This is a genomic window from Leisingera thetidis, assembly GCF_025857195.1.
Taxonomy (GTDB): domain Bacteria; phylum Pseudomonadota; class Alphaproteobacteria; order Rhodobacterales; family Rhodobacteraceae; genus Leisingera; species Leisingera thetidis.
In genome coordinates, this window is the sequence record NZ_CP109793.1 from 1 (window position 1) to 20272 (window position 20272).

General features: G+C 62.4%; 12 protein-coding genes and 6 pseudogenes. 12 read left to right on the forward strand and 6 right to left on the reverse strand.

Going from position 1 to position 20272, the window contains the following annotated elements; all coding sequences use genetic code 11:
• From repA to OKQ63_RS25330, 4 genes and pseudogenes are all read left to right on the forward strand, one after another.
• Positions 1 to 1209 carry a plasmid partitioning protein RepA gene (repA, locus tag OKQ63_RS25315; RefSeq protein WP_264214731.1) on the forward strand — a complete coding sequence of 403 codons (1209 nt, stop codon included), beginning with the start codon at positions 1 to 3 and terminating at the stop codon, positions 1207 to 1209.
• Positions 1209 to 2216 (forward strand): plasmid partitioning protein RepB, encoded by a 1008-nt coding sequence (gene repB / locus OKQ63_RS25320; protein WP_264214732.1) that lies wholly within the window; start codon positions 1209 to 1211, stop codon positions 2214 to 2216. Before repA ends, repB begins: the two co-directional genes overlap by 1 nt.
• 248 nt (positions 2217 to 2464) lie before the next feature.
• A complete protein-coding gene (gene repC, locus OKQ63_RS25325; protein WP_264214733.1) occupies positions 2465 to 3628 on the forward strand; it encodes a plasmid replication protein RepC in 1164 nt (387 codons plus the stop codon).
• Positions 3629 to 4102: 474 nt separating this feature from the next.
• Positions 4103 to 4912 (forward strand): annotated as a pseudogene (locus tag OKQ63_RS25330) (integrase core domain-containing protein); the annotation flags it as partial.
• A 138-nt stretch (positions 4913 to 5050) separates the two neighbouring features.
• Here the strand turns inward: OKQ63_RS25330 and OKQ63_RS25335 are convergent.
• Positions 5051 to 5954, reverse strand: a pseudogene (locus tag OKQ63_RS25335) (recombinase family protein).
• A 331-nt stretch (positions 5955 to 6285) separates the two neighbouring features.
• Here OKQ63_RS25335 and OKQ63_RS25340 point away from each other — a divergent pair.
• The 3 genes and pseudogenes from OKQ63_RS25340 to OKQ63_RS25350 all read left to right on the forward strand — a co-directional run bounded on the left by OKQ63_RS25340 (position 6286) and on the right by OKQ63_RS25350 (position 10726).
• The gene (locus OKQ63_RS25340) at positions 6286 to 7296 is read left to right on the forward strand and encodes a hypothetical protein (RefSeq protein ID WP_264214734.1); all 1011 of its coding nucleotides are present in this window, start codon (positions 6286 to 6288) and stop codon (positions 7294 to 7296) included.
• Between the two features lie 151 nt (positions 7297 to 7447).
• Positions 7448 to 9971: pseudogene (locus OKQ63_RS25345) on the forward strand (cation:proton antiporter domain-containing protein).
• 182 nt (positions 9972 to 10153) lie between these two features.
• Positions 10154 to 10726, forward strand: coding sequence for a hypothetical protein (locus tag OKQ63_RS25350; protein WP_264214735.1), 573 nt, complete (start codon positions 10154 to 10156; stop codon positions 10724 to 10726).
• A 94-nt stretch (positions 10727 to 10820) separates the two neighbouring features.
• On the opposite strand, the gene OKQ63_RS25355 is transcribed toward OKQ63_RS25350, so the two are convergent.
• Together OKQ63_RS25355 and OKQ63_RS25360 are read right to left on the reverse strand one after the other, a co-directional pair.
• A complete protein-coding gene (locus OKQ63_RS25355; RefSeq protein WP_264214736.1) occupies positions 10821 to 12155 on the reverse strand; it encodes a LysM peptidoglycan-binding domain-containing protein in 1335 nt (444 codons plus the stop codon).
• A 128-nt stretch (positions 12156 to 12283) separates the two neighbouring features.
• A complete protein-coding gene (locus tag OKQ63_RS25360; protein WP_027233715.1) occupies positions 12284 to 12976 on the reverse strand; it encodes a Crp/Fnr family transcriptional regulator in 693 nt (230 codons plus the stop codon).
• A gap of 132 nt (positions 12977 to 13108) precedes the next feature.
• On the opposite strand from OKQ63_RS25360, the gene OKQ63_RS25365 reads away from it, so the two are divergent.
• On the forward strand, positions 13109 to 13633 hold the full coding sequence (locus OKQ63_RS25365; RefSeq protein WP_264214737.1) for a FecR domain-containing protein: 525 nt from the start codon (positions 13109 to 13111) through the stop codon (positions 13631 to 13633).
• Entirely contained in the window at positions 13630 to 15447 is a 1818-nt protein-coding gene (locus OKQ63_RS25370; RefSeq protein WP_264214738.1) for a CHASE2 domain-containing protein, read from the forward strand. Before OKQ63_RS25365 ends, OKQ63_RS25370 begins: the two co-directional genes overlap by 4 nt.
• 148 nt (positions 15448 to 15595) lie before the next feature.
• Here OKQ63_RS25370 and OKQ63_RS25375 read toward each other — a convergent pair.
• Both OKQ63_RS25375 and OKQ63_RS25380 read right to left on the reverse strand, forming a co-directional pair.
• Positions 15596 to 16307, reverse strand: a pseudogene (locus tag OKQ63_RS25375) (IS6 family transposase).
• Positions 16308 to 16355: 48 nt separating this feature from the next.
• The gene (locus tag OKQ63_RS25380) at positions 16356 to 17159 is read right to left on the reverse strand and encodes a sigma-70 family RNA polymerase sigma factor (RefSeq protein ID WP_264214739.1); all 804 of its coding nucleotides are present in this window, start codon (positions 17157 to 17159) and stop codon (positions 16356 to 16358) included.
• A gap of 142 nt (positions 17160 to 17301) precedes the next feature.
• Between OKQ63_RS25380 and OKQ63_RS25385 the strand changes: the two genes are divergently transcribed.
• From OKQ63_RS25385 to OKQ63_RS25395, 3 genes and pseudogenes are all read left to right on the forward strand, one after another.
• Positions 17302 to 17904: a MarR family winged helix-turn-helix transcriptional regulator gene (locus OKQ63_RS25385; RefSeq protein WP_264214740.1), complete on the forward strand. Its 603-nt coding sequence runs from the start codon at positions 17302 to 17304 to the stop codon at positions 17902 to 17904.
• A gap of 22 nt (positions 17905 to 17926) precedes the next feature.
• Positions 17927 to 18037 (forward strand): annotated as a pseudogene (locus OKQ63_RS25390) (P-loop NTPase); the annotation flags it as partial.
• Positions 18038 to 18081: 44 nt separating this feature from the next.
• Positions 18082 to 18764: pseudogene (locus tag OKQ63_RS25395) on the forward strand (IS6 family transposase).
• Positions 18765 to 18870: 106 nt separating this feature from the next.
• Here OKQ63_RS25395 and OKQ63_RS25400 read toward each other — a convergent pair.
• The gene (locus OKQ63_RS25400) at positions 18871 to 20253 is read right to left on the reverse strand and encodes an MBL fold metallo-hydrolase RNA specificity domain-containing protein (protein ID WP_264214741.1); all 1383 of its coding nucleotides are present in this window, start codon (positions 20251 to 20253) and stop codon (positions 18871 to 18873) included.
• Positions 20254 to 20272: the final 19 nt, after the last annotated feature.

The following is a 20272-nucleotide window of genomic DNA, read 5'->3' on the forward strand; positions in this document are numbered from 1 at the left end:
ATGACGGCACAAATCGAACCCGCTATTGGGATGCCGCCAGGGGCAGATGTCTTTGACGATCTGCTTAAGGATGAAGCTCGGCTGCGCCAGTCCTTGGACAAGCATATGCGCAACGTCTTCGCTCCGGAAGCGAAGAAAGAGCTTAGACCGTTCACTTCGGGTGAAGTGGCCACGCTGCTCGGTCTGAGCCAGTCGCATCTGCGCAAGCTGCATTTCGACGGCAAGATTCCCGATGTGAATACAGACGGGCGCGGGCACAGGCTCTATACCGGCAAAAACATTCAGGAGATCCGCCTAGCGATGGCGCGGACAGCAAAGGACCCGCTGCAGTTCCTGCCCGGCCGGGTAGGTAGCGACCATTTGCAGGTGATTGCGGTTTCGACCTTCAAAGGCGGCTCGGCTAAGACAACCAGCGCCGTTCATCTTGCGCAGCGCTTCGCGCTCAAGGGGTATAGGGTCCTGGCAGTTGACATGGACCCGCAGGCGTCGCTTACCACTATGCTGGGTCTGCACCCCGAACTCGATCTGACAGATTCCGGCACAATCTATGACGCCGTGCGGTACCAGGATCCGGCCCCGATGGAAGATGTAGTCCGAAAGACCTACTTCCAGAACCTCGACCTGGCGCCTGGCGGGCTGATCCTGTCAGAATACGAGACAGAGACCCCACATGCGATTCGTAAGGGCATACAGCCGCCCTTCTACCTTAGGCTGAAGGCGGCGATCGACCAGGTCGAGGACCGCTATGACGTGGTGTTCATCGACTGTCCGCCGCAGCTGGGCTTTCTCACCATGTCGGCGCTAGTGGCCGCCACCGGCCTTTTGATCACCGTGATCCCGAATATGATCGACGTGGCCAGCCTCAGCCAGTATCTCACAATGGCCACCTCACTTCTCAAAGTGGTGCAGCGCAACGATCAGCGGCTGGACTATGATTTCCAGCGTTATCTCCTGTGCCGCTACGAACCTTCGGACATGCCGCAATCGCAGATGGCATCATTCCTCCGGATGCATTTCGGGCAGCGGCTGATGACGGAACCGTTCCTGAAGTCCACTGCAGTTTCCGATGCGGGCCTGTCACAAAAAACGCTCTACGAAGCCAATAGAGCCGAAATGAACCGCGCCACGCTGGAGCGAGCGATGGAATCAGTAAACCACGTGGCGGATGAATTCGAAACCGCTGTTCAGGCGGCCTGGGGGAGAAGTTGATGGCGCGCAAAAACGTCTTTGAAGGGCTGATGGCCGAATTCGGCGCCGAGGCTGAGGAAGCGGTCTCCCCGGCTGAACGCGATCCTGTCGAAGCCGCCCGCGAGGCGCCCATTCCTCAAGCCTTCCGCCGCGGTCCCGTAGCAGCCCTGGAAAATGACATCCGCTCAACCGCGCAGCGCAGTGTGCAGGAGATCGATCCGGAGCAGATCGAGGATACCGGCATGCGCGACCGGTTCCAGCTGGACGGCAACGATCTAGAGGAGCTGAAGCAAAGCATCGGCCAGCACGGCCAGCAAGTGCCGATCCTGCTCAGGCCGCATCCGCGGCTGAGCGGACGCTACCAGGTCGTCTACGGCCGCCGCCGCCTCGCCGCGATCAAGCAGCTGGGTATCCCGGTCAAAGCACTGGTGCGCACCCTGTCGGATGAGGAAGCGATCCTTGCCCAGGGCCAGGAGAATAACCACCGCAAGGATCCTTCCTTCATCGAAAAGGCCGTGTTTGCGGGTGACTTAGAAGAAGCCGGATACGCCCCCGCGGTGATCCGCGAAGCGCTAGCGGTAAGCAAGAGCCACCTGTCGCACATGCGCAAGGTGCGCCAGGCGATCCCGCGCAATGTGATCGAGTGGATTGGCGAAGCACCGGGTGTTGGCTGGAAACGTTGGCACGCGCTGGCGGAGAAAGTACTGGATCATGAAATCAACCCGGCCACTGTGCCGGTGACCGAGGCAGATGCCAAGCTGGAGTCGGCCAAGCGGTTCGACGCTTTTGCCCGGAGAGTGGAGGCGCAACTGGCGCCGAAGAAACCCGAAGCCCCTGCCCCGAAACCGGCACGGGCCGTGCGCGCACCGGAAGGCGGCGCCAAGATTGGGGAGGTTCTTACGACCGGAGGACGCACCATTCTGCGGACACACCCGAAACAACAGGAATTCTCTGAATGGCTTGACTGGCACGGAGAAGAAGCCCTGCTGCGCCTGCATGCGCAGTGGCAAGAGGAACAGGCGTCCTGAAAAGGGCGCCCGAGGCATAACAGGCAACACCAGCAAGGAGGCACAATACAGGAGACCAAAAAAGAGAAGCTCCCCAAGACCGTAATCCCAGAGAGCCCCATCTATGTTTGCACCTAAGATGTACCCCGCTCTCTTCTGAACTGTCAACAACAACCCATCCGGTTGACAGGTAACTTGTGCCAAAAATTGCCGTTAGGCAGGGTACAGGAAGGATAAGGTGTGGCTTCCTGGTCCCTCGTGAAGAGCAGATGGCATTCAAACAGCTTATTCCGGCAACCGGGGTCCCTTCCCCGGCCGATCTCCCATGCCTGGACGGCGGCGATCCACGGCAAATGTTTTGGGACGTGATTACTAATCTCAAAGCAGCCAAGGACACCTTCAACCTCAAGGACCGGCATTTCAGCCTACTGCAAGCGTTGGTCTCTTTCGTCCGCGAGCGCGGGGCAACCGGCACCTGGGTGGTGTTTGCCTCGAACGAAAAGCTTTGCGAGCGAGCCAATTGCATGGGAGAGCGCACAATGCGACGCCAGATTGCCCGGTTGCTCGAGGTCGGCCTTCTGCGCCGAACTCAATCCCCCAACGGCAAACGCTATGTGCACCGCGCTCGCGACGGCAGCATTTTGCAGGCCTATGGCTTTGATCTGGGTCCGCTTCTAGAACGCGCTAGGGAGATCGCAGCGCTTGCGGCAGAGGCCGAAGAAGAGGCCATGCGCGTCCGCCTGCTGCGCGACCGCCTTTCCACGCTGCGGCGACAGTGGCCCATTGGTTCGGAAGAAGACAACATCATCCGCCTCGCACTTCGCCGCCGCCTAAACCGTGTTGAACTGGAAGCCCTCATTGGGCGGTTCACACCCTCGGATGATACCCCTCCTCCGCCCTGCTCCGAGTCCGTGTCTGCTGGCGAAGATCTGCTTGAGGCTGAAGTTTTGTCCCCCGATGACAGTCAAAATGTCCGCCACCATCAGAGATCAATACAGAAAATAATTGAATCTGAAGAGTCCAAGGTCGAAGCTGAAACACTTAGCAAAGCAAAAAAAACTAAGACAGGCCACAAGGATGTACTTTCGCTCACTATGGCTGACGTCTTAGCAGCTTGTCCCGAGGCTCTAAGTTTCGCACAGTCACCAGTACGGAATTGGGTAGATTTGCATCAGTTGTCGCGATTTCTCGCACCAATGCTTGGGTTGAGCCGAAACGTATTGGACAGCGCTGAGCGGGAATTGGGGCAGGGAGGCTTGACTTTGACTCTTTTGGCTATGACAGAAATGCACAAGAACATTCGATCTCCTGGCGCCTATTTGCGAAGCCTTACTAACGGTTCTGCAACTGGCCGCTTCGATCCAGTTCGGTTGATCCAGAACCTTACCAAGAAAGTAGGCAACTGTTCATCCCTTGATGGTTTACCCGGGTAAACCATCAATAACATTCCGGTTTGCCCTGCCTACAAAATTGAGTGAATGGGGATTCTTCGAAGACACTACCTCAGACCTGTTCAGGTCGGTTGTCCCTCAGGCTAGTAACACCTTAGCGAGGTAGATTGATGCGTTCCGCAATCTAGTCAAACGGCATTCATTACTCGACTTTCAGATTTTGCCGCTTCAGAGCTTAGGAAGTAAAAACCGCTACAACACTCTGTCTCAGGTACGGTAAGTCCACAAAAGGGTTTACCCGGGTAAACCGGAAAGGCGGTGTGACGTAAATTCAGTCGATATCTACACACTCACGTGACAGCATTCAGGTCGCTTGAAAGCGACTTTGTTTAGCTAGATGTTTAATCCCACAACTTGATAGTGCGATCCATTCTGTGGAAGGGAAGGAAGCACTAAGGGACAAGTTCGTCACAGCGGCGCCACGACTAAGCACGCCTATTCGAGCTGCAATAAAACGATCGCAAGACCGATCCCAAGGAACCTCGCTCGACCGTTCTCAACGAGACTTAGGAGGCTATGGTGGTAGCTTTCCGTCGGCGCACGCTCCTTCCTATGGATGATTGTCTATACGCCTTCCAGCCCTCGATCCCGCACCTGACCCGGTCAGCGCTGCACCACTACCTTCAGCAGAATGGCATCTCACGGCTACCGGATGTCGAAGAGGACAATCCCAAGCGTCAGCGCATTAATCTTTACGCCATCGGCTTCTTTCACATGGACATCGCAGATATTACAGACCGCCGAGGATAAGCTCCATCTCTTCATTGCTATCGGCAAGACCAACAAGTAAACGGCCGCCCAACTGGACGAGAAAGCCGTCAAGCGGACGGAATGTGAAACCTTGGAACACCTATTGGGGGTGACCCCTTACCGGATCCACGCGATCCTGACCGACAACTGGGTTTAGTTCGCCGACCAGACCGTAGCCACAACACGATCAGTTCCCGGCATATGCGCTTTGACATAGTGTGCGAAGCGAATGCGAGCGAGTATCGGCAGACCAAACCCAACCATCCGTGGACAAATGGTCAAGTCGAGCGGATGAACCGAACAATCAAGGACGCCATCGTCAAACGCTTCCACTGCGACAACCACGATCAACTTCTCACCTTCTTCGCCGATTTCATGGCCGCTTTTAACTTCGCCCAAAGGCTCAAGAGCCTTAGCGGGCTCAAGCCCTACCAATACAACTGCAAAGTCTGGACTTCAGAACCAGACAGTTTCATTGCCGATCCGATCCACCAGATATCCGGACTGAACACCTAGTTACCAACACAACCGAATTGCCGCATATGACTACAGTTATGAAGCTAAAACTTTCAGCAAGATCTCTTTTGGAACAAATTCGACAGGACAGGTTCCCAAGGTCTAGGGCAGGGGGGCATCCTGTGTTTCCGGCTCATCCTATTCGGGCAGCTCGGCCGGAAACAGGCCCTGGGTCTTGGCCCGGTCCAGCAGCATCTTGACGGAAGACACAGACCATTTTGCCCGCCCACGTGGTGTCCGCTCGCGCATGGCCTCCAGCCGGTCTGCAATCTGCTGCAGCGTGATGTCCGGAGCCGAGCCTGCAATAGCGGCAACAATCGTCATCAGCCGGTCATCGGGCTCCCCTGCGCCGGGCGCGCTCAAGGACATGGCTTTCCAGGAAACCTTCGCGGACATAGCGTTTTGCCGCTCGGATCAGTCTATCCCGCGACCATTGCCGCGAGCCGGATGGAAGCCGGGCATTGATGATCCCAACCACGTTCTCCCACGGCAGATCGGGCCGCAGGCGGCGCACTTCAGGAACCCAGTCCTGCGCGCTTTCCTCCAGCCGCCGGAACAGGGCCTCATCGCGGGCAGCCTGTACTTTACGGAGGGCGCCGGGGTCCTTGCTGCGCAGTCCGGGATTGCCACCGATCCGGCCCTTCGCCCGCGCCGATTTTAGACCAACCAAGGTGCGCTCCCGGATCAGCGCGCGTTCCAGTTCTGCCGCGGCGCCCAGCACCTGGAGGGTGAATTTCCCCTGTGGGCTGGAGGTGTCGACCGGGTCGCGCAGGGACTTGAAGTGGACGCCTTTGGCCTCCAGCCCCTCGACCACCTCCAGCAAGTGGGAGAGCGAGCGGGCAAGCCGGTCCAGACGAACGACTACCAACGTATCACCTGGGCGGAGCGTTTCAAAAAGTCGGTTCAGGACCGGTCGCGTCCGGTCGCCGCCGGACGCCTGTTCCTGATGCACCCGTGCGCAACCTGCAGCCCGGAGATCTTCAGCCTGGGCGGCGGTGGACTGGTCATCGGTAGAGACACGGGCATAGCCGATGAAGGGCATGGTGGATTCTTGAAGCTGTCTATTGGCGATCGTTCACAAGTTTGCCTGATCCGGAGTAATTTTCAATTTAATATGTCACTATTAAATGGAGGTTTGAAGGCGAGTGCGATTTTTAGCCATTCGCCCCGGTTGCCCGTTGTCCTTCTTGTTTCCTTGTTCCGGACGGTGCGGCAGGGGCGGGTGCAGTGGCGCTGAGCGCAGTTCTCGCGCGGAGGCCCGCCGGGAAAGACGAAATCGCTTGAGTAATGTGCAAAATGACTACAATTTGCACATATGATCCGGACCCTATCTGAAACCAAAGGCAGCGGCACAGATGCCGGAAAAGGCCCCTATGATGGTGAAACCGGGGGAGGAGGACCTGTGGTTCCTGCCCGGACCGCCGGAGGAGGAGCCGGACTTTCTGCCGCCGCTGCCGCGCGCCGAGCCGGATGAGCGGGCGCAGGTCGCCAAGTGGCAACAGGCGCAGGCGGCGGAGGCGCTGCATCTGGCGCAGACGGCGGCGCGGTTCGGGGCGCTGGATGAGCGGTTGCGGCGCGGGCCCGAAGGCTGGCGCCACAGGCTGGCGCTTTTCGAGGCGTCCGGGCTCAGCTGGCTGTCCGGCGACCGGATCTCCCCCGACAGGCTGGGGCTGTGGCAGGCGATGCGGGTCAGCGCGGCCGGCGATGATACCGCGGCGCTGCAGCGCACCGCCTGGGCGTTCCGCCGCCTGTCGGGCGGCCCCGGCCCGGGGGCGGATATTGCCGGGTTTCTGGGCCGCCATGACGCCCCGGGTGAAGATCCCTTGTCCGACAGGATCGCCGGGTGGAATGCCATCATGAAAACCGCATCCGCCCTGCATCCGATCGTCCGCGCGTGCTTTGCCTTTCACCTCTGGCGGATGGCGGGGATCGGGCCGGAGGGCGACGTTCTGGAGGGCGCGGTGATCGCTGCGCGCATGTCGGCCGGCGAAGGGCAGGGCGGCGCCCTGTTTGCGCCGGTGCTGATGAGCGGGGCAGGCGGGCTGCGCGGCGGCGGCGAGCCGCAGGAGCGGCTGCACCGCTGGCTGCAGGCGGTGGACCAGGGAGTTCTCCGGGCAATGCGGCATCTGGATCAGCTGGACCAGTGGGAGAGCGACGCCCGCAGCCGCGCCAAATCCCTGTCGGGCCGCACACCGCCGCGATTGATCGAGGTGTTCCGCAGCTGGCCGCTGGTAACAGCCCCGCTGGCCGAAGAACTGAGCGGCGCCAGCCGCGCCGCTGTGCAAAGGAACATTGCCTGGTTCGAGGCGAAGAACCTGGTGCAGGAGGTGACGGGGCAGGGGCGTTTCCGCGTCTGGCGGGCGTCCCTGAGCGGCGCGGCCTGAGCGGGTTTGCGGGCCGGAGCGCCGCAGCTGCCCAACAGCACCGGATTTGGCTGCGAATTCCCAAGCCGCCGCAATGGCGGGTTTATGCGGCCGGGCAGTGGGGCTGCACTATTGCGTTCCTTCGCCTTCTGAAAACCGCTATCGGCAGATTATGGATACCTGGGTTGTCATCTCCTTCATTGCCGTGCTGTTTTTCCTGATCGGCACGGCGGAGCCTTTGGCCGCGCGGCTGCGGCTGCCGTACAGCGCCATCATTGCCGTGATCGGCATCGTGCTGGCCTTGGCGCCAGCTTCTTTTTGCGCACCGAACTGACCGATGCGCTCAATCCCGTGGCGGAGGCGATCCTGGGGCTGCCGATCCAGGCCGAGATCTTTATCTATGTTTTCCTGCCGACCCTGCTGTTCCAGGCCACCATCGGAATGGACCTGCGCGAGATGGTCGGCGACGGCGTGCCCATCATCGTTCTGGCGGTGATCGCCGTTGTGGCGGCGACCGGGCTGGTGGGCTATTCGCTGCACTGGGTAAGCAGCCTGCCGCTGACCGCCTGCCTGCTGATCGGCTCCATCGTCTCGACCACCGACCCGTCGGCGGTGGTCACTATCTTCCGCTCGATTGCCGCGCCCCAGCGCCTGACCCGGATCGTCGAAGGCGAAAGCCTGCTGAACGATGCGGCGGCAATTGCGCTGTTTGGCCTGTTCCTCGGCTTCGTGATGGTCGGCGTTCCCGACCCCTCGATGCAGGAGGCGCTGGCGGGCTTTCCAATGCTGATCCTGGGCGGCGCGCTGACCGGCTGGCTGGCAACAAGAGCTGCGGTCTGGGTCATGAGCCTGTTTGCGGATTTCATCCTGGCGCAACTGTCGGTTTCGGTCGCCTTGCCCTATCTGGCCTATGTCATTGCCGAGCAGGTGCTGGGCGCCTCCGGGGTCATTGCGGTGGTGGCGGCGGGGCTGTCACTGCATCTGGCGGCGCCGGGGCGGCTGACGCCGCAGGCTTGGACCAAGCTGTGCGAGAGCTGGGACTTGCTGGCGCATTGGGCGGGGGCGATGATCTTTGTGCTGGCGGCGCTGTTCATTCCGCGCCTGCTGCAGGAAATCCGGCTGGCGGATTTCGGCCTGATCCTGGTGGTGATTGCGGCCGCCATCGCGGCCCGCGCGCTGATCCTGTTTGTGCTGATGCCGGCGCTGAGCTGGTCGCGGCTGTCGCCCGCCATCGACCGCAGCTACCGCGCAGCCATCCTGTGGGGCGGCCTGCGAGGGGCGCTGACGCTGGCGCTGGCGCTGGCGGTGACCGAAAACGCTCTGATCCCGCATGAGACCAAGCGCCTTGTCGGCATTCTCGCCACCGGCTTCGTCCTGTTCACCCTGCTTGTTCAGGGCACGACCCTGCGCTGGGTGGTCGGCCAGCTCGGGCTGGACCGGCTCTCTGCCTTTGATGCGGCGCTGTCGCAGCAGGCGGTTGCGGTCGCGCTGCAGACCGTGCGCGAAGAGGTGGCCGGCGTCACCCAAAGCTACCGGCTGAACCATGAAACCGTGCGCGACGAGGCCAAGCAGTTCGGCACCTGGCTGGACGAGGCGGTGCGGGCGGCGGAGGAAACCACCGGCATTCTGGACAAGGACCGGGTCAAGCTGGGGCTGATTTCGCTGGCCGCGGCGGAGCGCGAAGCGGCGCTGCGCCAGCTGCGGGAGCGGCTGATTTCCGCCCGCGTGACGGAGCAGCTGATCACCGGCGCCGACCGGCTGATCGAAGCCGTCCGGACCCCAGGGCCGCTCCGGCTACCGCAGGCGGGCGCGGGGCATGCTGGCCTATGGCCGCGGCTTCCGCCTGGCGCTGGCGCTGCACAACCGCCTGCGGGTGCCGGTGCTGCTGGGCAGGCTGACGGCGGACCGGTTTGAATACATGCTGGCGCAGCGGGTCATTCTTGGCGACCTCGATGCCTTTGTCGACAGCCGCATCCGCCGGATCCACGGCAAACGCGTGGCCCAGCTGCTGCACGGGATGCTGGCCCGGCGGTCGGAAGCGCTGGAGGCGGCCCTGGAGGGGCTGCGGCTGCAGTATCCCGGCTATGCCGAAGAGCTGGAGCGGCTGTTCATCCGGCGCGCGGCGCTGCGGTTTGAGGAGCGCGAGTACCGGACCCTGCATGAAGACGGGCTGATCGGCACCGAAGTTCTGACGGCCCTGCTGCAGGACTTGCTTGCCCGCCGGGCGCAGCTGGACAGCCGCCCGCGGCTGGACGTGGCGGTGCAGCGCGCCGAGCTGATCCGCAGGCTTCCCCTTCTTCGAAGCGCTGGACCGGCGCAGCCGCCGGCAGCTGCTGCGCAGCCTGAAGACCGTCCATGTCAATGCGGGCGGCCAGCTGCCGGGCCAGGGCGCCGGCGGCGGGAGCGTCCATTTCATCGCCTCCGGCGCGCTGGAGCTCAGGCGGGCGGGCCGGGTGACCCGGCTGGGGCGGGGCGACATGTTCGGCCATGCCGCTCTGCTGACCCCCGGTGCCCGCTTGGCCCAGGCGCAGGCCCGCGCCATCGTCCCGTCTGTGCTGCTGGAACTGCGCGAGACGGAGTTCCGCAAGCTGCTGGACCGCAGCGAGGCCTTGCGGGAGGCCGTGCAGGCGAGCCTGAGCGGTCAGAGGCCCGGCCCGGTTTTCCTGCCGGGGACCGTTCAGAACCCGGCGGACTGACCGGCACGGACGCTTCAGCGCCTGGGACCGGGGCCTGTCCGCTTTGCCAGCCCAATCATCCGGGCTAAGATTTCATCAACGGGCCCTGGCGGCGGTTGCGGGTTCGCATGGCCCGCCGCCCGGGGGCCGCATGGCAGCAAGTCATACCGGCCCCGGCTGGGCCTTTATTGCGGAGCGCCCCGATGGCTAAGACCAAATACTTTATCGATACCGACATTCAGGCCAAGGCGAAGGTCACGATCATTGATCATGCCAAGCTGCAAAAGATGAGGAAGGGGGAGAAAGGCGTCCTGTTCGGAAAGCACTCGCCGGATTTGAAGCTGATGAACGCCAGTTTCGAATGGGATATGGACGGGAAGACCAAGAAAGCCGTCGGCCTGTCTTCGGTCACCCTGTCGATCCGCTACACCGGCCAGATCTACCTGAGCAAAGCCATAGATAAGAAATCCAAGTGCTTTTCCCTGGTCAAGGCGCATGAGGAGGAGCACCAGAAGATCTGCGTCAAGGGCGTCAAGGCGATGAATTCCGCCTGCCAGAAGATCCTGCAGAAACACACCGATGCGATGCTGCGCAAGTACAAGGACGACTATGACGCCTTTGCCCAGGCCGAGGCGAAAGCCGCCCGGAAGGTGGCGATCGATGCCTACAAGGAAATCGATGACGGGCCGTTCTACAAGGTCGCCGTCAAGAGCCTGTCGATCGACACCGCATCGAATTACGCCAAGATCTCGCCCCACTGCTCGCAATTCGGGTGACGGTGCAGAGGACCGCGCCCGCGGCTGAGGGAGCCTAATGATGGCCGGCCATTCCGGCGGAACGCCGTGACCGGCCTGCAATGCCTGGGAACGGTCATTCCCAGGTCTTGGCCTTCAGCCCCTTCCTGACCTCGGCGCGCAGTTCGCCCTCGATTTTCTTCACGTTGCTTCTGCAGAAGGTCTCGAAGGCCATATCAGTTACCGGATCGCGCTGCAGTAACTTGGCAATGCGTTCCCCAAGTTTTTTCTGGTCCATTTTCCCTTTGAGCGTGGTGGCATTCTGTTCGAGATACACGTGAACAGGTCTGCGACTGCTGTCAGACAGCAGGATCTTTTGGAGAATTTTGCTGGTTCCGCTGACGCCAGACCGCACGAACAGCTTGACCAGGACTTTGCTGGCGAGTTCCTTGTAAGCTTGCGAGGAAAACCGCTTCACCACGTTCTCGCCAAGCGCTTTAATCTCCTGCTCCAAGAGGCGGTCGGTCAATTTAGGTATCAGGGGCGATTTCGAGATCAGCCTCGTCGCCAATCTTGCTGCGACTCTGTTGCGGAGGATGTATTCAGCCAGTTTGGGAGCGACATATCCGCTGATGAACCTCGCTATAGTTGCGCCCGCACCGCCGGCGATTCCGCCCCGGAGCATGGCTTTGCCGATAGCCTTTGCTGAGCTCTTGTTGGTCACCGGGTCGCCAGCGATTACCTTGCCGATCTGGTTTGCACTCTCGGCAACGACCGCCGTGCCGGCGCCGATTCCGGTGCCCCAGGCAACTGTCGCCACAGCGGTGGCCGGAGCGGCAAGGGTCATCGCCGCGGCGCCGAATATGACGAAATTGATGTCTCGCACGAGGGAAAGGCCGGTTTTCCAGCCTTCGGCGGTGCCAACCACATCACTGAGCCAGTTGCCGAGACCGGTGCGGTACATGTTGATCTGCTTTTCAGCAAGCTTCATGCTGAATTCGAAGTGCTTGTAATCCCGCCTTTTGACGGTTTTTTCCAGGTTGGCGACAGCGCCGTTGGCCATCGCCTGCAAGGCCACCGGGCCGTCGCCGGATCTGATCAGAAACGAGATGATAAAATGCTCGTCGTCCAGATCGTTTTGCATTTTGTGCCGGTATTTGGCGCTGTCCAGCTCCCGCTTCATCCGCTTCAGGCTCAGGTCCATGGCCCTGTTCAGCGCCGCTGTGGACTGCTTCCATTCCTTTTCGGACAGCGGGTACTGCTTGTTGCCGACCTTCATGACATAGCATTTCGCCTTTGGGTCCGGCGTATGCACGACCATGCCTTTCTTGAGCGGCTGCTTTTTCCGGTACGCCGCCGCCGCGGGTTTGTTCTTGGGGTGCTGGAGGAGGACTTTCAGGTCCTTGACCTTGTACTTCTTTGCAATATCCTCGAGCGTTTCGCCTTCCTTGACTTTGTGCTGAATCCACATGACCGGGCTCCTTCCGCCGGCGGCTGACCGCTCTGCGGTACAGGAGGCCGCCGGGTCCGCAGTCTAGCCCCTTGGCGGCCGCGGGCCTGTGACGCGCGTCACAGCGCGGGCATATGCGGAGAAGGGCGTCAGCCCGCCGCGGCAATTCTTGCCAGCCCGGCCGGGTCCAGAAGGATGATCCAGCCGTCAGCCAGGCCGATCAATCCCGCCTTCTGCCATTTGCGCAGGCAGCGGTTCACGTTCTCCCGCGATCCGCCGATCATGTCTGCGATCTCGGATTGCGACTGGGCCAGCCGTTTTGCCGGCCTGGCGCCGCCGCCGGACGCCAGGCGCAGCAGGGTCCGGGCCAGCCGGGGCGGCAGCTGGAGAAAGGCGATTTCCATCATCCGTTCGTCCGAGCGGCGCATCCGCGCGCACAGCAGTTCGATCAGCCTGACGGCTAGGTCCGGAGCGGTCTGCAGGACTTGCAGAAAGGCGTGCCGTTCGAGAATGAGCAGCGTGCAATTGGTCAGGGCATGCGCGTCTGCGCTGCGCCCGCCGCCGTCCAGCAGGGCGATTTCGCCGAAGACGTCGCCCTGGTTGAGATCGGTCAGGACGACATCGCGTGCGGTGGGCGCCATCGCGCTGATCCGTACGGTGCCGCGGGCGATCGCCATCATGCTGTCGCCTGGCGAGCCGCAGCGGAAGATCTGCGCGCCGGCCTCATGCCGGCGCAGATGCGCGCGGGCGGCCAGGCCGTGCAGCACCGTCCTGTCGAGCCCGGCAAACAGGGCGCTTTGTGCCAGCAGCGCAGCTTTGGCGGCGAGGCTTTCCTCCGTCATGGTCGTCACAATCCGCGTTTGGCGCCGGAAATCCGGCGATTCCGCATTTCATTTGGTCATCCCCTAAAACTAGGCCATTATGGGTATCTGATCATCATGCTGAAGCGGTCTTGGCGAAAACGCGGGGGGTGCATGTTGAGGAAAGCGTTTCTGATTTTTGCCAGTGTTCTGGCTGCTGCCGTTGCGGTGAGCAGCGCAGCTGTGGGCCAGCAGGGCGGGTCCTGCCAAACAACCGAAGCGAGCGATCCGCCGCGGGTCATTCTGAGCTGCGCGAACGGGCTGGTCATTGAGGCGGAAGCCCCGGGCGCAGGCGCATCCGGATTCCGGCTGCCGGCCCTGCAGGCGCCGCCCGTGTCGGTCGATGTGACCAGCCGGGGCGTGTTGGTCACGCTGCCGCCCGGCAAGGGGCCATTTCAGATCATGACCCCGCACGCCATCGTTTCGGCGCGCGGCACCCTGTTCGTTGTGGACGTCACTGCAGCCGGCACGGCGGTTTTCGTCGTTGAAGGGCTGGTCGAAGTACGCCGCCTGGATGGCAGCGATCCGGTGGAGCTGGGCGGGGGCGACGGGGTCACGGTGTCGGCGGGAACGCCGATGGAGGTGAAGCAATGGCCCGCTGAGAAGGTTTCGGCACTCCTGATGCGCTTTGGGCGATGAAGTCGCGGCTGCCGCTTTGGGCTGCAGCGGCGGCGGTGATCGCGGCCTGGGCCTGGGCCGGGCTGCTGGGGGTTCACCATATCGCGGCGCGCGCCAGCGCCCTAGACCGGGCCGAGGCGGTGTTCGCCGACTGGCGGCTGCTGATCGCCGGGCCGCGCCCCGCGCCCCGGGACGTGACGGTTGTTGCGCTGGATGATACCACCGTGGCGGCGGCCGGCGGATACCCTGTCAGCCGCAGGGCGCTGGCGGAGCTGGTCCGCGCGATTGCAGCGGGCGGCGCCAGGGTGGTGGCGCTGGACCTGCTGCTGGCCGACGGGACCGAAGCTGACGGCGAGCTGGCGCGGGCATTGGAGAGCCTTCCGGCGGTGATCGCGTCAGCCGGGCTGTTCGGCCCGGACGAAGCCGACCGGCCGGCGGTGCCGAAGACCTCCGGTGAAATCAGGCCGCGGCCGGAGTTTGCCGCCGCCGCCTCGGTGGGGCTTGCCAATATCTCGGCCGATGCAGGCGGCACGCCGCGGCACCTGCCATTGGTGTTCGAAACTAGTGAAGGCCTTTCCCCGTCCTTTGTCCTGCAGGCGGTTTCGCTGTTCCTCGGCGATGCCGTGCCGCTGGTGCCAGGCGGCGCGCGGGTGGCGGGGGAGGTCCGGCCGATGGACATCGCCTGGCATCTGCCGCTCCGGTACTACGGGGCGCGCGGCACGGTCAGGACAGTCAGCGCGCAGGCGCTCTTGGACGGGGCGGAAGCCGGCCTGGACGGGCAGCTGGTGCTGCTGGGGGCGACGGCAACTGCGGTCGGCGACCGTTTCAGCGTGCCCTTTGACCAGGTCATGCCGGGGGTCGAGATTCTGGCGACCGGCATTGCCAATTTGCTGCACGGCTCTCAGCTGGTGCGCGACGGCCGGGTGCGGCGGCTGGATGCGGCGGCCACGCTGGCGCTGGCGGCCTGCGGCGTTCTGGCGGTATCGCTGCTGCCGCTGGCGGCGGGAAGCACGGTTTTCCTGGGCCTGCTGGCGGGTTGGGCTGCTGCGGCCGCGCTCCTCTTCGGCAATGGCTACTGGTTCAGCCTGGCGCTGCCGCTTGCCGGTGCGGTGCCGCCGGTTTTGTGCCTGGTTCTGGTGCGCCAGATGTTCGACCGGAGACAGGCCAAGCTGCAGGTGATGGCCCGGCAGGCCCTGGGCCTGTTTCACGCTCCGGCTCTGTCCCGCCGGATTGCGGATGATCCGGGTTTTCTCAAATCGCCGCGCGCGCAGGACGCCGCGATCATGTTCGTCGATCTGGGCGGGTTTACCGGCACCTCCGAGCGCCTCGGGCCGGCCGCGACCCGCGACCTGCTGAAGGAGTTTCACCAGCTTGTCGTGGAGGAAGCCGACCGGCTGGGCGGCGTTGTGCTGGATTTCATGGGCGACGGCGCCATGATCGGCTTTGGCATTCCGGACCCGGGGGCGGAGGATGCGGAGCAGGCGCTGCGGGCAAGCTTCGGCCTGGCAAGCCGTATCCGGTCCTGGATTGCGGATTCGCCGGAATGCGCAAGCCTGAAGGGAATGCGGGTGGGGGTGCATTGCGGCCCAATCATCCTGTCGCGGCTGGGTCATGAACGGCAGCAGCAGATTTCGGCCTCCGGCGATTGCGTGAATGTGGCCAGCCGTCTCATGGAGGTCGGAAAAGCGCATGGGGCGGCGATCACCGCGTCGTCCCGCCTGCTGTCGCGTGCAGGCCGGACGGCGGCAGACCTGCCCCGGCCGGATGTGACGAAGCCGGTCAAGATCCGGGGGCGCCGCGGAGACATCGAAGTTGTAATGTGGATGCCGGCCTAGGATCAGGAATCATAACCAGTAGATGACGGTTGCTGCGAGGGCGATGGCTGAGAGGAAGACTTTCGGCCGGGGATGCAAGCGCGTATCCCTTTGTCTGGGATTGCCAACTTATTTTCGGATGATTGAAAAGTTGTGGGACCCTTGTCAATCAGGCGGCTATTTCAGTCGCATAGGTATTCCAGAGGTCGAAAGCATCGGTCCTGGCGTGGAGGTAAGAGATGGTGGAGAGTCGATAGCGGCGGGGGCGGAAGATCGTGTTGATTTGATCGTGAGCGGCGAGGAACCTCTGGGATTGCCCGGGTGACTTGAAGCGGCCCATCAACTTCTCGCGTATCCGGGTTGGCCTGTGCGATCCCTCAATCCGGTTGTTCAGGCCCTTGTGCGCACGATGATCGGCACCCAATGCAAGGTCCTGGATCGGCTTGAAATAGCTGCGCAACTTGTCCGTGATCATGACACGCGCCTCACCGAACCGGTTGATCAGCCTTGCCAGAAACCGCCTTGCAGCCTTGGCGTTCCTCTGCGGCTGAACGAAAATGTCCAGCACGTTGCCGCTCGCGTCGATCGCCCGCCAGAGCCAGTATTTCCGGCCGCAGATCGGGATGACGACCTCATCGAGATGCCATTTGTCGGCTGCGACCGGTCTGTCACGCCTGATGCAACCGGCGAAGTGGACCCCCCAAACGGTTTACCCATTTCCCGATCGTTTCCCGGCTGACCATCATACCCCGAGCGGCGAGAAGATCCTCGACATCCGCAGTGCTGAGCGCGAAGCGATGGTAGACCCAGACGGCATATGCCACGACCTCACGAGGAAAACGGTAGCCTTTCAGGCGGGGCATGGCGGACGGTATATTCATACTCAACGCCTGACCAGGCACCGCTCTGCAAACAAGTTGGCAATCCCCCTACAAGAAGCTCTTCGGCGTCAGGTCTCGTTGGCGCATGGCCTTCCGCAATTTCTCGAAACCACGTTCGCGCAGCTGCCGGACGCGTTCCCTCGAAATACCGTATCGCGTACTGAGACTTTCCAAGGTTGCAGGAGGGTCGTGGAGCTGCGTCGCGACGACGATGTCGCGTTCACGATCTGGCAAGGCGGATAGCAATTCGACGAGCTTGCGGCGCAGCACCGCTGTCTCCAACCTCTGCAGGGGAGCCGGATCTTGGAGACTTTCCGGATCGACCAGGAGGGCGATACGATCCTCGCTCTCATCACCGAAGGTGGGGACATTCAGGGAGTGGTCCCGTCTCGTGACTTGTGCTCGCAACTCATCCACCCGCTTGGCGTCGACGCCAAGCGAAGCGGCGAGCCGCGCGTCGGCTTCCGCGCGGTCGATCCGGGGATTGGCTGCCGTCTCCGCATCAAGGGCCGCAATTTGTACGGCCGCCCTGCGCATTTGCGGGGAATTGGGCGGCTTGACAATAGACATGTTCGCCCTTTTGTAGGCTTGCACCTCCGCACGCACCCACCAGACCGCATAGGTCGCGAAGCGATTTTCGCGATCAGGATCAAAGCGATCTGCGGCTTTCAACAGTCCAATGTTTGCCTGCTGGACCAAATCCGGGTCGGCCTCTCCGGAACCCGGCTTAAACCGCTTTGCAACTGATGCAGCCATGGGCGCGAAAGCGTTGATCAACCTGTCGCGCGCGCGGCTGTCGCCATGTTCCTGCCAGGCTCGGACCAGATAGCGCTCCTCGTCCGCAGTCAGCATGTCCGTACTACGTACGCGGTGCGCGCGGCTTCCCCAGTTCCGTATATGCTTGTCCATAGGTTACCGTCATTTGATTTTGAAACGATACTATTATAACCGCATCGCTATTGTCAAAATAGTTTAGATTCGATACCAGTATGGCATGATTGATGAGTTCCAGACACCGGATCGCATTGCGGAACTGCTAACCCATGTCGGCCGGTCGACAAGGATCGAAGATGGGCGCTCCGAACTAACAGCAGCGCAGTGGACCTGCTTACGCTTCTTTGCGCGTGCCAATGGCAGCACGCGCACCCCATCGAGCTTCGCCAGCTTCCAGGCGACGACGCGGGGCACAGCCTCTCAGATCATCAAGTCGCTCGAGAGCCGGGGTCTGATTACGCGGCGGCGCTCGGAGAGAGACGGCCGCAGCGTGTGCTTCGACTTGACCGAAACGGCCTATGAGATGCTGGCCTACGATCCGCTCCGCGATCTAGTAGGCGTGATCAAGCAATTGGAAACTGCAGAGCGCGATCGGTTTCTTGACACGCTGTCGAGACTGGCCTCCGCGCTGGCTGGCCAAAGGGGTGTGCCCGCGTTTGGCACTTGCCGGGACTGCAGCCACTTTGGGACCTCAGGGGGCACGGCCTATTGCGCTTGCATGGCGGTGCAGTTGGCAACCGCTGATATCGACAAGCTGTGTGGCAGTTATCGTGGTCCGGCGTTCGGCGCACAGAATGAAGAAGACCGTCATGGCGCAACGTGAACAAACCTCACTCCCCCGCATGATCCCCATCAGCAGCGGCAAGGGCGGCGTAGGCAAATCCACCGTCACCGCGAACATCGCCGTTGCCATGGCCGATGCTGGTCTGTCTGTCGGCATCGTGGATGCTGGCGTGATTGCCAACTTCTTTGCGCGTTCTGAACTGGTTACGCCTCACGCATGAAGGGTTTTCGTTTCCCGCGCGAGATCAGCGCCTATGCCGTCTGGGTCTACCATCGCTTTGCGCTCAGCACTGCCGATGTCGAGCATCTCCTCGCCGCACGTGCGTGCTGGTCAGTCGGGAAACAATCCGGCAACGGTTGAACCGCTTTGGCCACCATTTTGCCGATTGCATCCGGCGAGACAGGCCCGGTGCAGCCGACAAATGGCATCTCGATGAGGTGGTCATCCCGATCTGCGGCCGGAAATACTGGCTCTGGCGGGCGATCGACGCGAGCGGCAACGTGCTGGACATTTTCGTTCAGCCGCAGAGGAACGCCAAGGCTGCAAGGCGGTTTCTGGCAAGGCTGATCAACCGGTTCGGTGAGGCGCGTGTCATGATCACGGACAAGTTGCGCAGCTATTTCAAGCCGATCCAGGACCTTGCATTGGGTGCCGATCATCGTGCGCACAAGGGCCTGAACAACCGGATTGAGGGATCGCACAGGCCAACCCGGATACGCGAGAAGTTGATGGGCCGCTTCAAGTCACCCGGGCAATCCCAGAGGTTCCTCGCCGCTCACGATCAAATCAACACGATCTTCCGCCCCCGCCGCTATCGACTCTCCACCATCTCTTACCTCCACGCCAGGACCGATGCTTTCGACCTCTGGAATACCTATGCGACTGAAATAGCCGCCTGATTGACAAGGGTCCCACAACTTTTCAATCATCCGAAAATAAGTTGGCAATCCCTGGCTGAGGTCGACGGGGTGCCAGGCAAGACGCGCTGCAGCGGGTGCAGCCGGGTCAGGCCGGGTTTCCGATGCGGATGACTTCCAGGTGTTCGGGCACCCGCGACGGGCGGCCCAGTTCATGCGCGAGACGCCGCCGGAGCGCGTCAGAGGCTTCGGGCTCGCCATGCGTCAGATATGTCATGGCAGGCGCCGGGCCAGAAGCCATCCAGCGCAGCAGCTCATCGGCGTCGGCATGGCCCGAGAAGGTCTGGAGCTGGGCGACCTGGGCACTGATGTGGTAGTCCTGCCCGAATATGCGCAGGCGGCGCTCGCCTGCGGCCAGAGAGGCGCCGCGAGTGCCGCCCGCCTGATAGCCGGAAAGCACAATCATGGTCCGAAGGCGGCGGCCGAAGTTCACCACGTGATGCAGGATGCGCCCGCCGGTGATCATGCCGCTGGCCGAGATGATGACCATCGGGCCTTCGCGCGTGTTCAGTTCCCTGGACTGAGCTACTGAATTGATCCGGACAGGGAGCTGGAACACCGCCGCGCAGTCCTGCTGGGCAATCCGGTGCTCGGCGCAGTGGCGGGCATAAATGTCCGTGGCATCCGTCGCCATCGGGCTGTCGAGGAATACGGGAACCCGCGGAATGCGGCCAGCCGTCATCAGGCGGGAGAGCAAGTATATGATGCCCTGCGCGCGGCCGACGGCAAAGGCGGGGATCAGCACGATGCCCTTCTGCTTCAGGAACGGGGCCAGGATACCAGCCAGTTCGTCTTCTGGGGAAATGGCAGGGTGCAGGCGGTCGCCGTAGGTCGACTCGCAGACCAGCACATCGGCGCCTGCAAAAGGTTCCGGCGGCGGCATCAGCGGATCGCGGTCCTGGCCGAGGTCGCCGCTGAAATGCACCGTCTTGCCGCCAGCCCTGACCCGGATCTGACCAGCCCCCAGCAGGTGGCCCGCCCGGATGAATTCGGCGCTCAGGCCGCCGCCGAGATCCAGTTGCTTGCCGAAGGGGTGGGCCCGGAACCGGCGCAGCGCCGCCCGGGCGTCTGCTTCAGTGTAGAGCGGAGCCGGGCGCTTGTGCTTGGAATAGCCTTTGCGCCGCGCATGCTGCGCCTCTTCCTCCTGCAGGCGGCCGCTGTCCGGCAGCAGCAGCCCGCAAAGGTCGCGGGTCGGCGGGGTGCAGTAGACCGATGCCTGGCAGCCCGAGCGGATCAGAGCCGGAAGGTAGCCGGAATGATCGAGATGGGCATGCGTCAGCAGGATGGCGGTGATGGATCCGGGGCGGACCGGGAATGGCTTGCGGTTGCGCCTCCTGAGATGCTTGTAGCCCTGATAGAGGCCGCAATCGATCAGCACCCGCTGGCGCCCGGATTCGATCAGGTAGCGGGAGCCGGTGACTGTTCCGGTGGCCCCGAGGAAACGCAGCCTGACACTGTTCTGTGATGACATGGCCCGCTCCTGAATTTGT

Coding starts and splice junctions, on each gene's coding strand:
- OKQ63_RS25340 (WP_264214734.1), top strand. CDS start 6,286: ATGATGGTGAAACCGGGGGAGGAGGACCTGTGGTTCCTGCCCGGACCG.
- OKQ63_RS25400 (WP_264214741.1), bottom strand. CDS start 20,253: ATGTCATCACAGAACAGTGTCAGGCTGCGTTTCCTCGGGGCCACCGGA.
- OKQ63_RS25355 (WP_264214736.1), bottom strand. CDS start 12,155: ATGTGGATTCAGCACAAAGTCAAGGAAGGCGAAACGCTCGAGGATATT.
- repC (WP_264214733.1), top strand. CDS start 2,465: ATGGCATTCAAACAGCTTATTCCGGCAACCGGGGTCCCTTCCCCGGCC.
- OKQ63_RS25350 (WP_264214735.1), top strand. CDS start 10,154: ATGGCTAAGACCAAATACTTTATCGATACCGACATTCAGGCCAAGGCG.
- repB (WP_264214732.1), top strand. CDS start 1,209: ATGGCGCGCAAAAACGTCTTTGAAGGGCTGATGGCCGAATTCGGCGCC.
- OKQ63_RS25380 (WP_264214739.1), bottom strand. CDS start 17,159: ATGCTGACTGCGGACGAGGAGCGCTATCTGGTCCGAGCCTGGCAGGAA.
- repA (WP_264214731.1), top strand. CDS start 1: ATGACGGCACAAATCGAACCCGCTATTGGGATGCCGCCAGGGGCAGAT.
- OKQ63_RS25365 (WP_264214737.1), top strand. CDS start 13,109: ATGTTGAGGAAAGCGTTTCTGATTTTTGCCAGTGTTCTGGCTGCTGCC.
- OKQ63_RS25370 (WP_264214738.1), top strand. CDS start 13,630: ATGAAGTCGCGGCTGCCGCTTTGGGCTGCAGCGGCGGCGGTGATCGCG.
- OKQ63_RS25385 (WP_264214740.1), top strand. CDS start 17,302: ATGATTGATGAGTTCCAGACACCGGATCGCATTGCGGAACTGCTAACC.
- OKQ63_RS25360 (WP_027233715.1), bottom strand. CDS start 12,976: ATGACGGAGGAAAGCCTCGCCGCCAAAGCTGCGCTGCTGGCACAAAGC.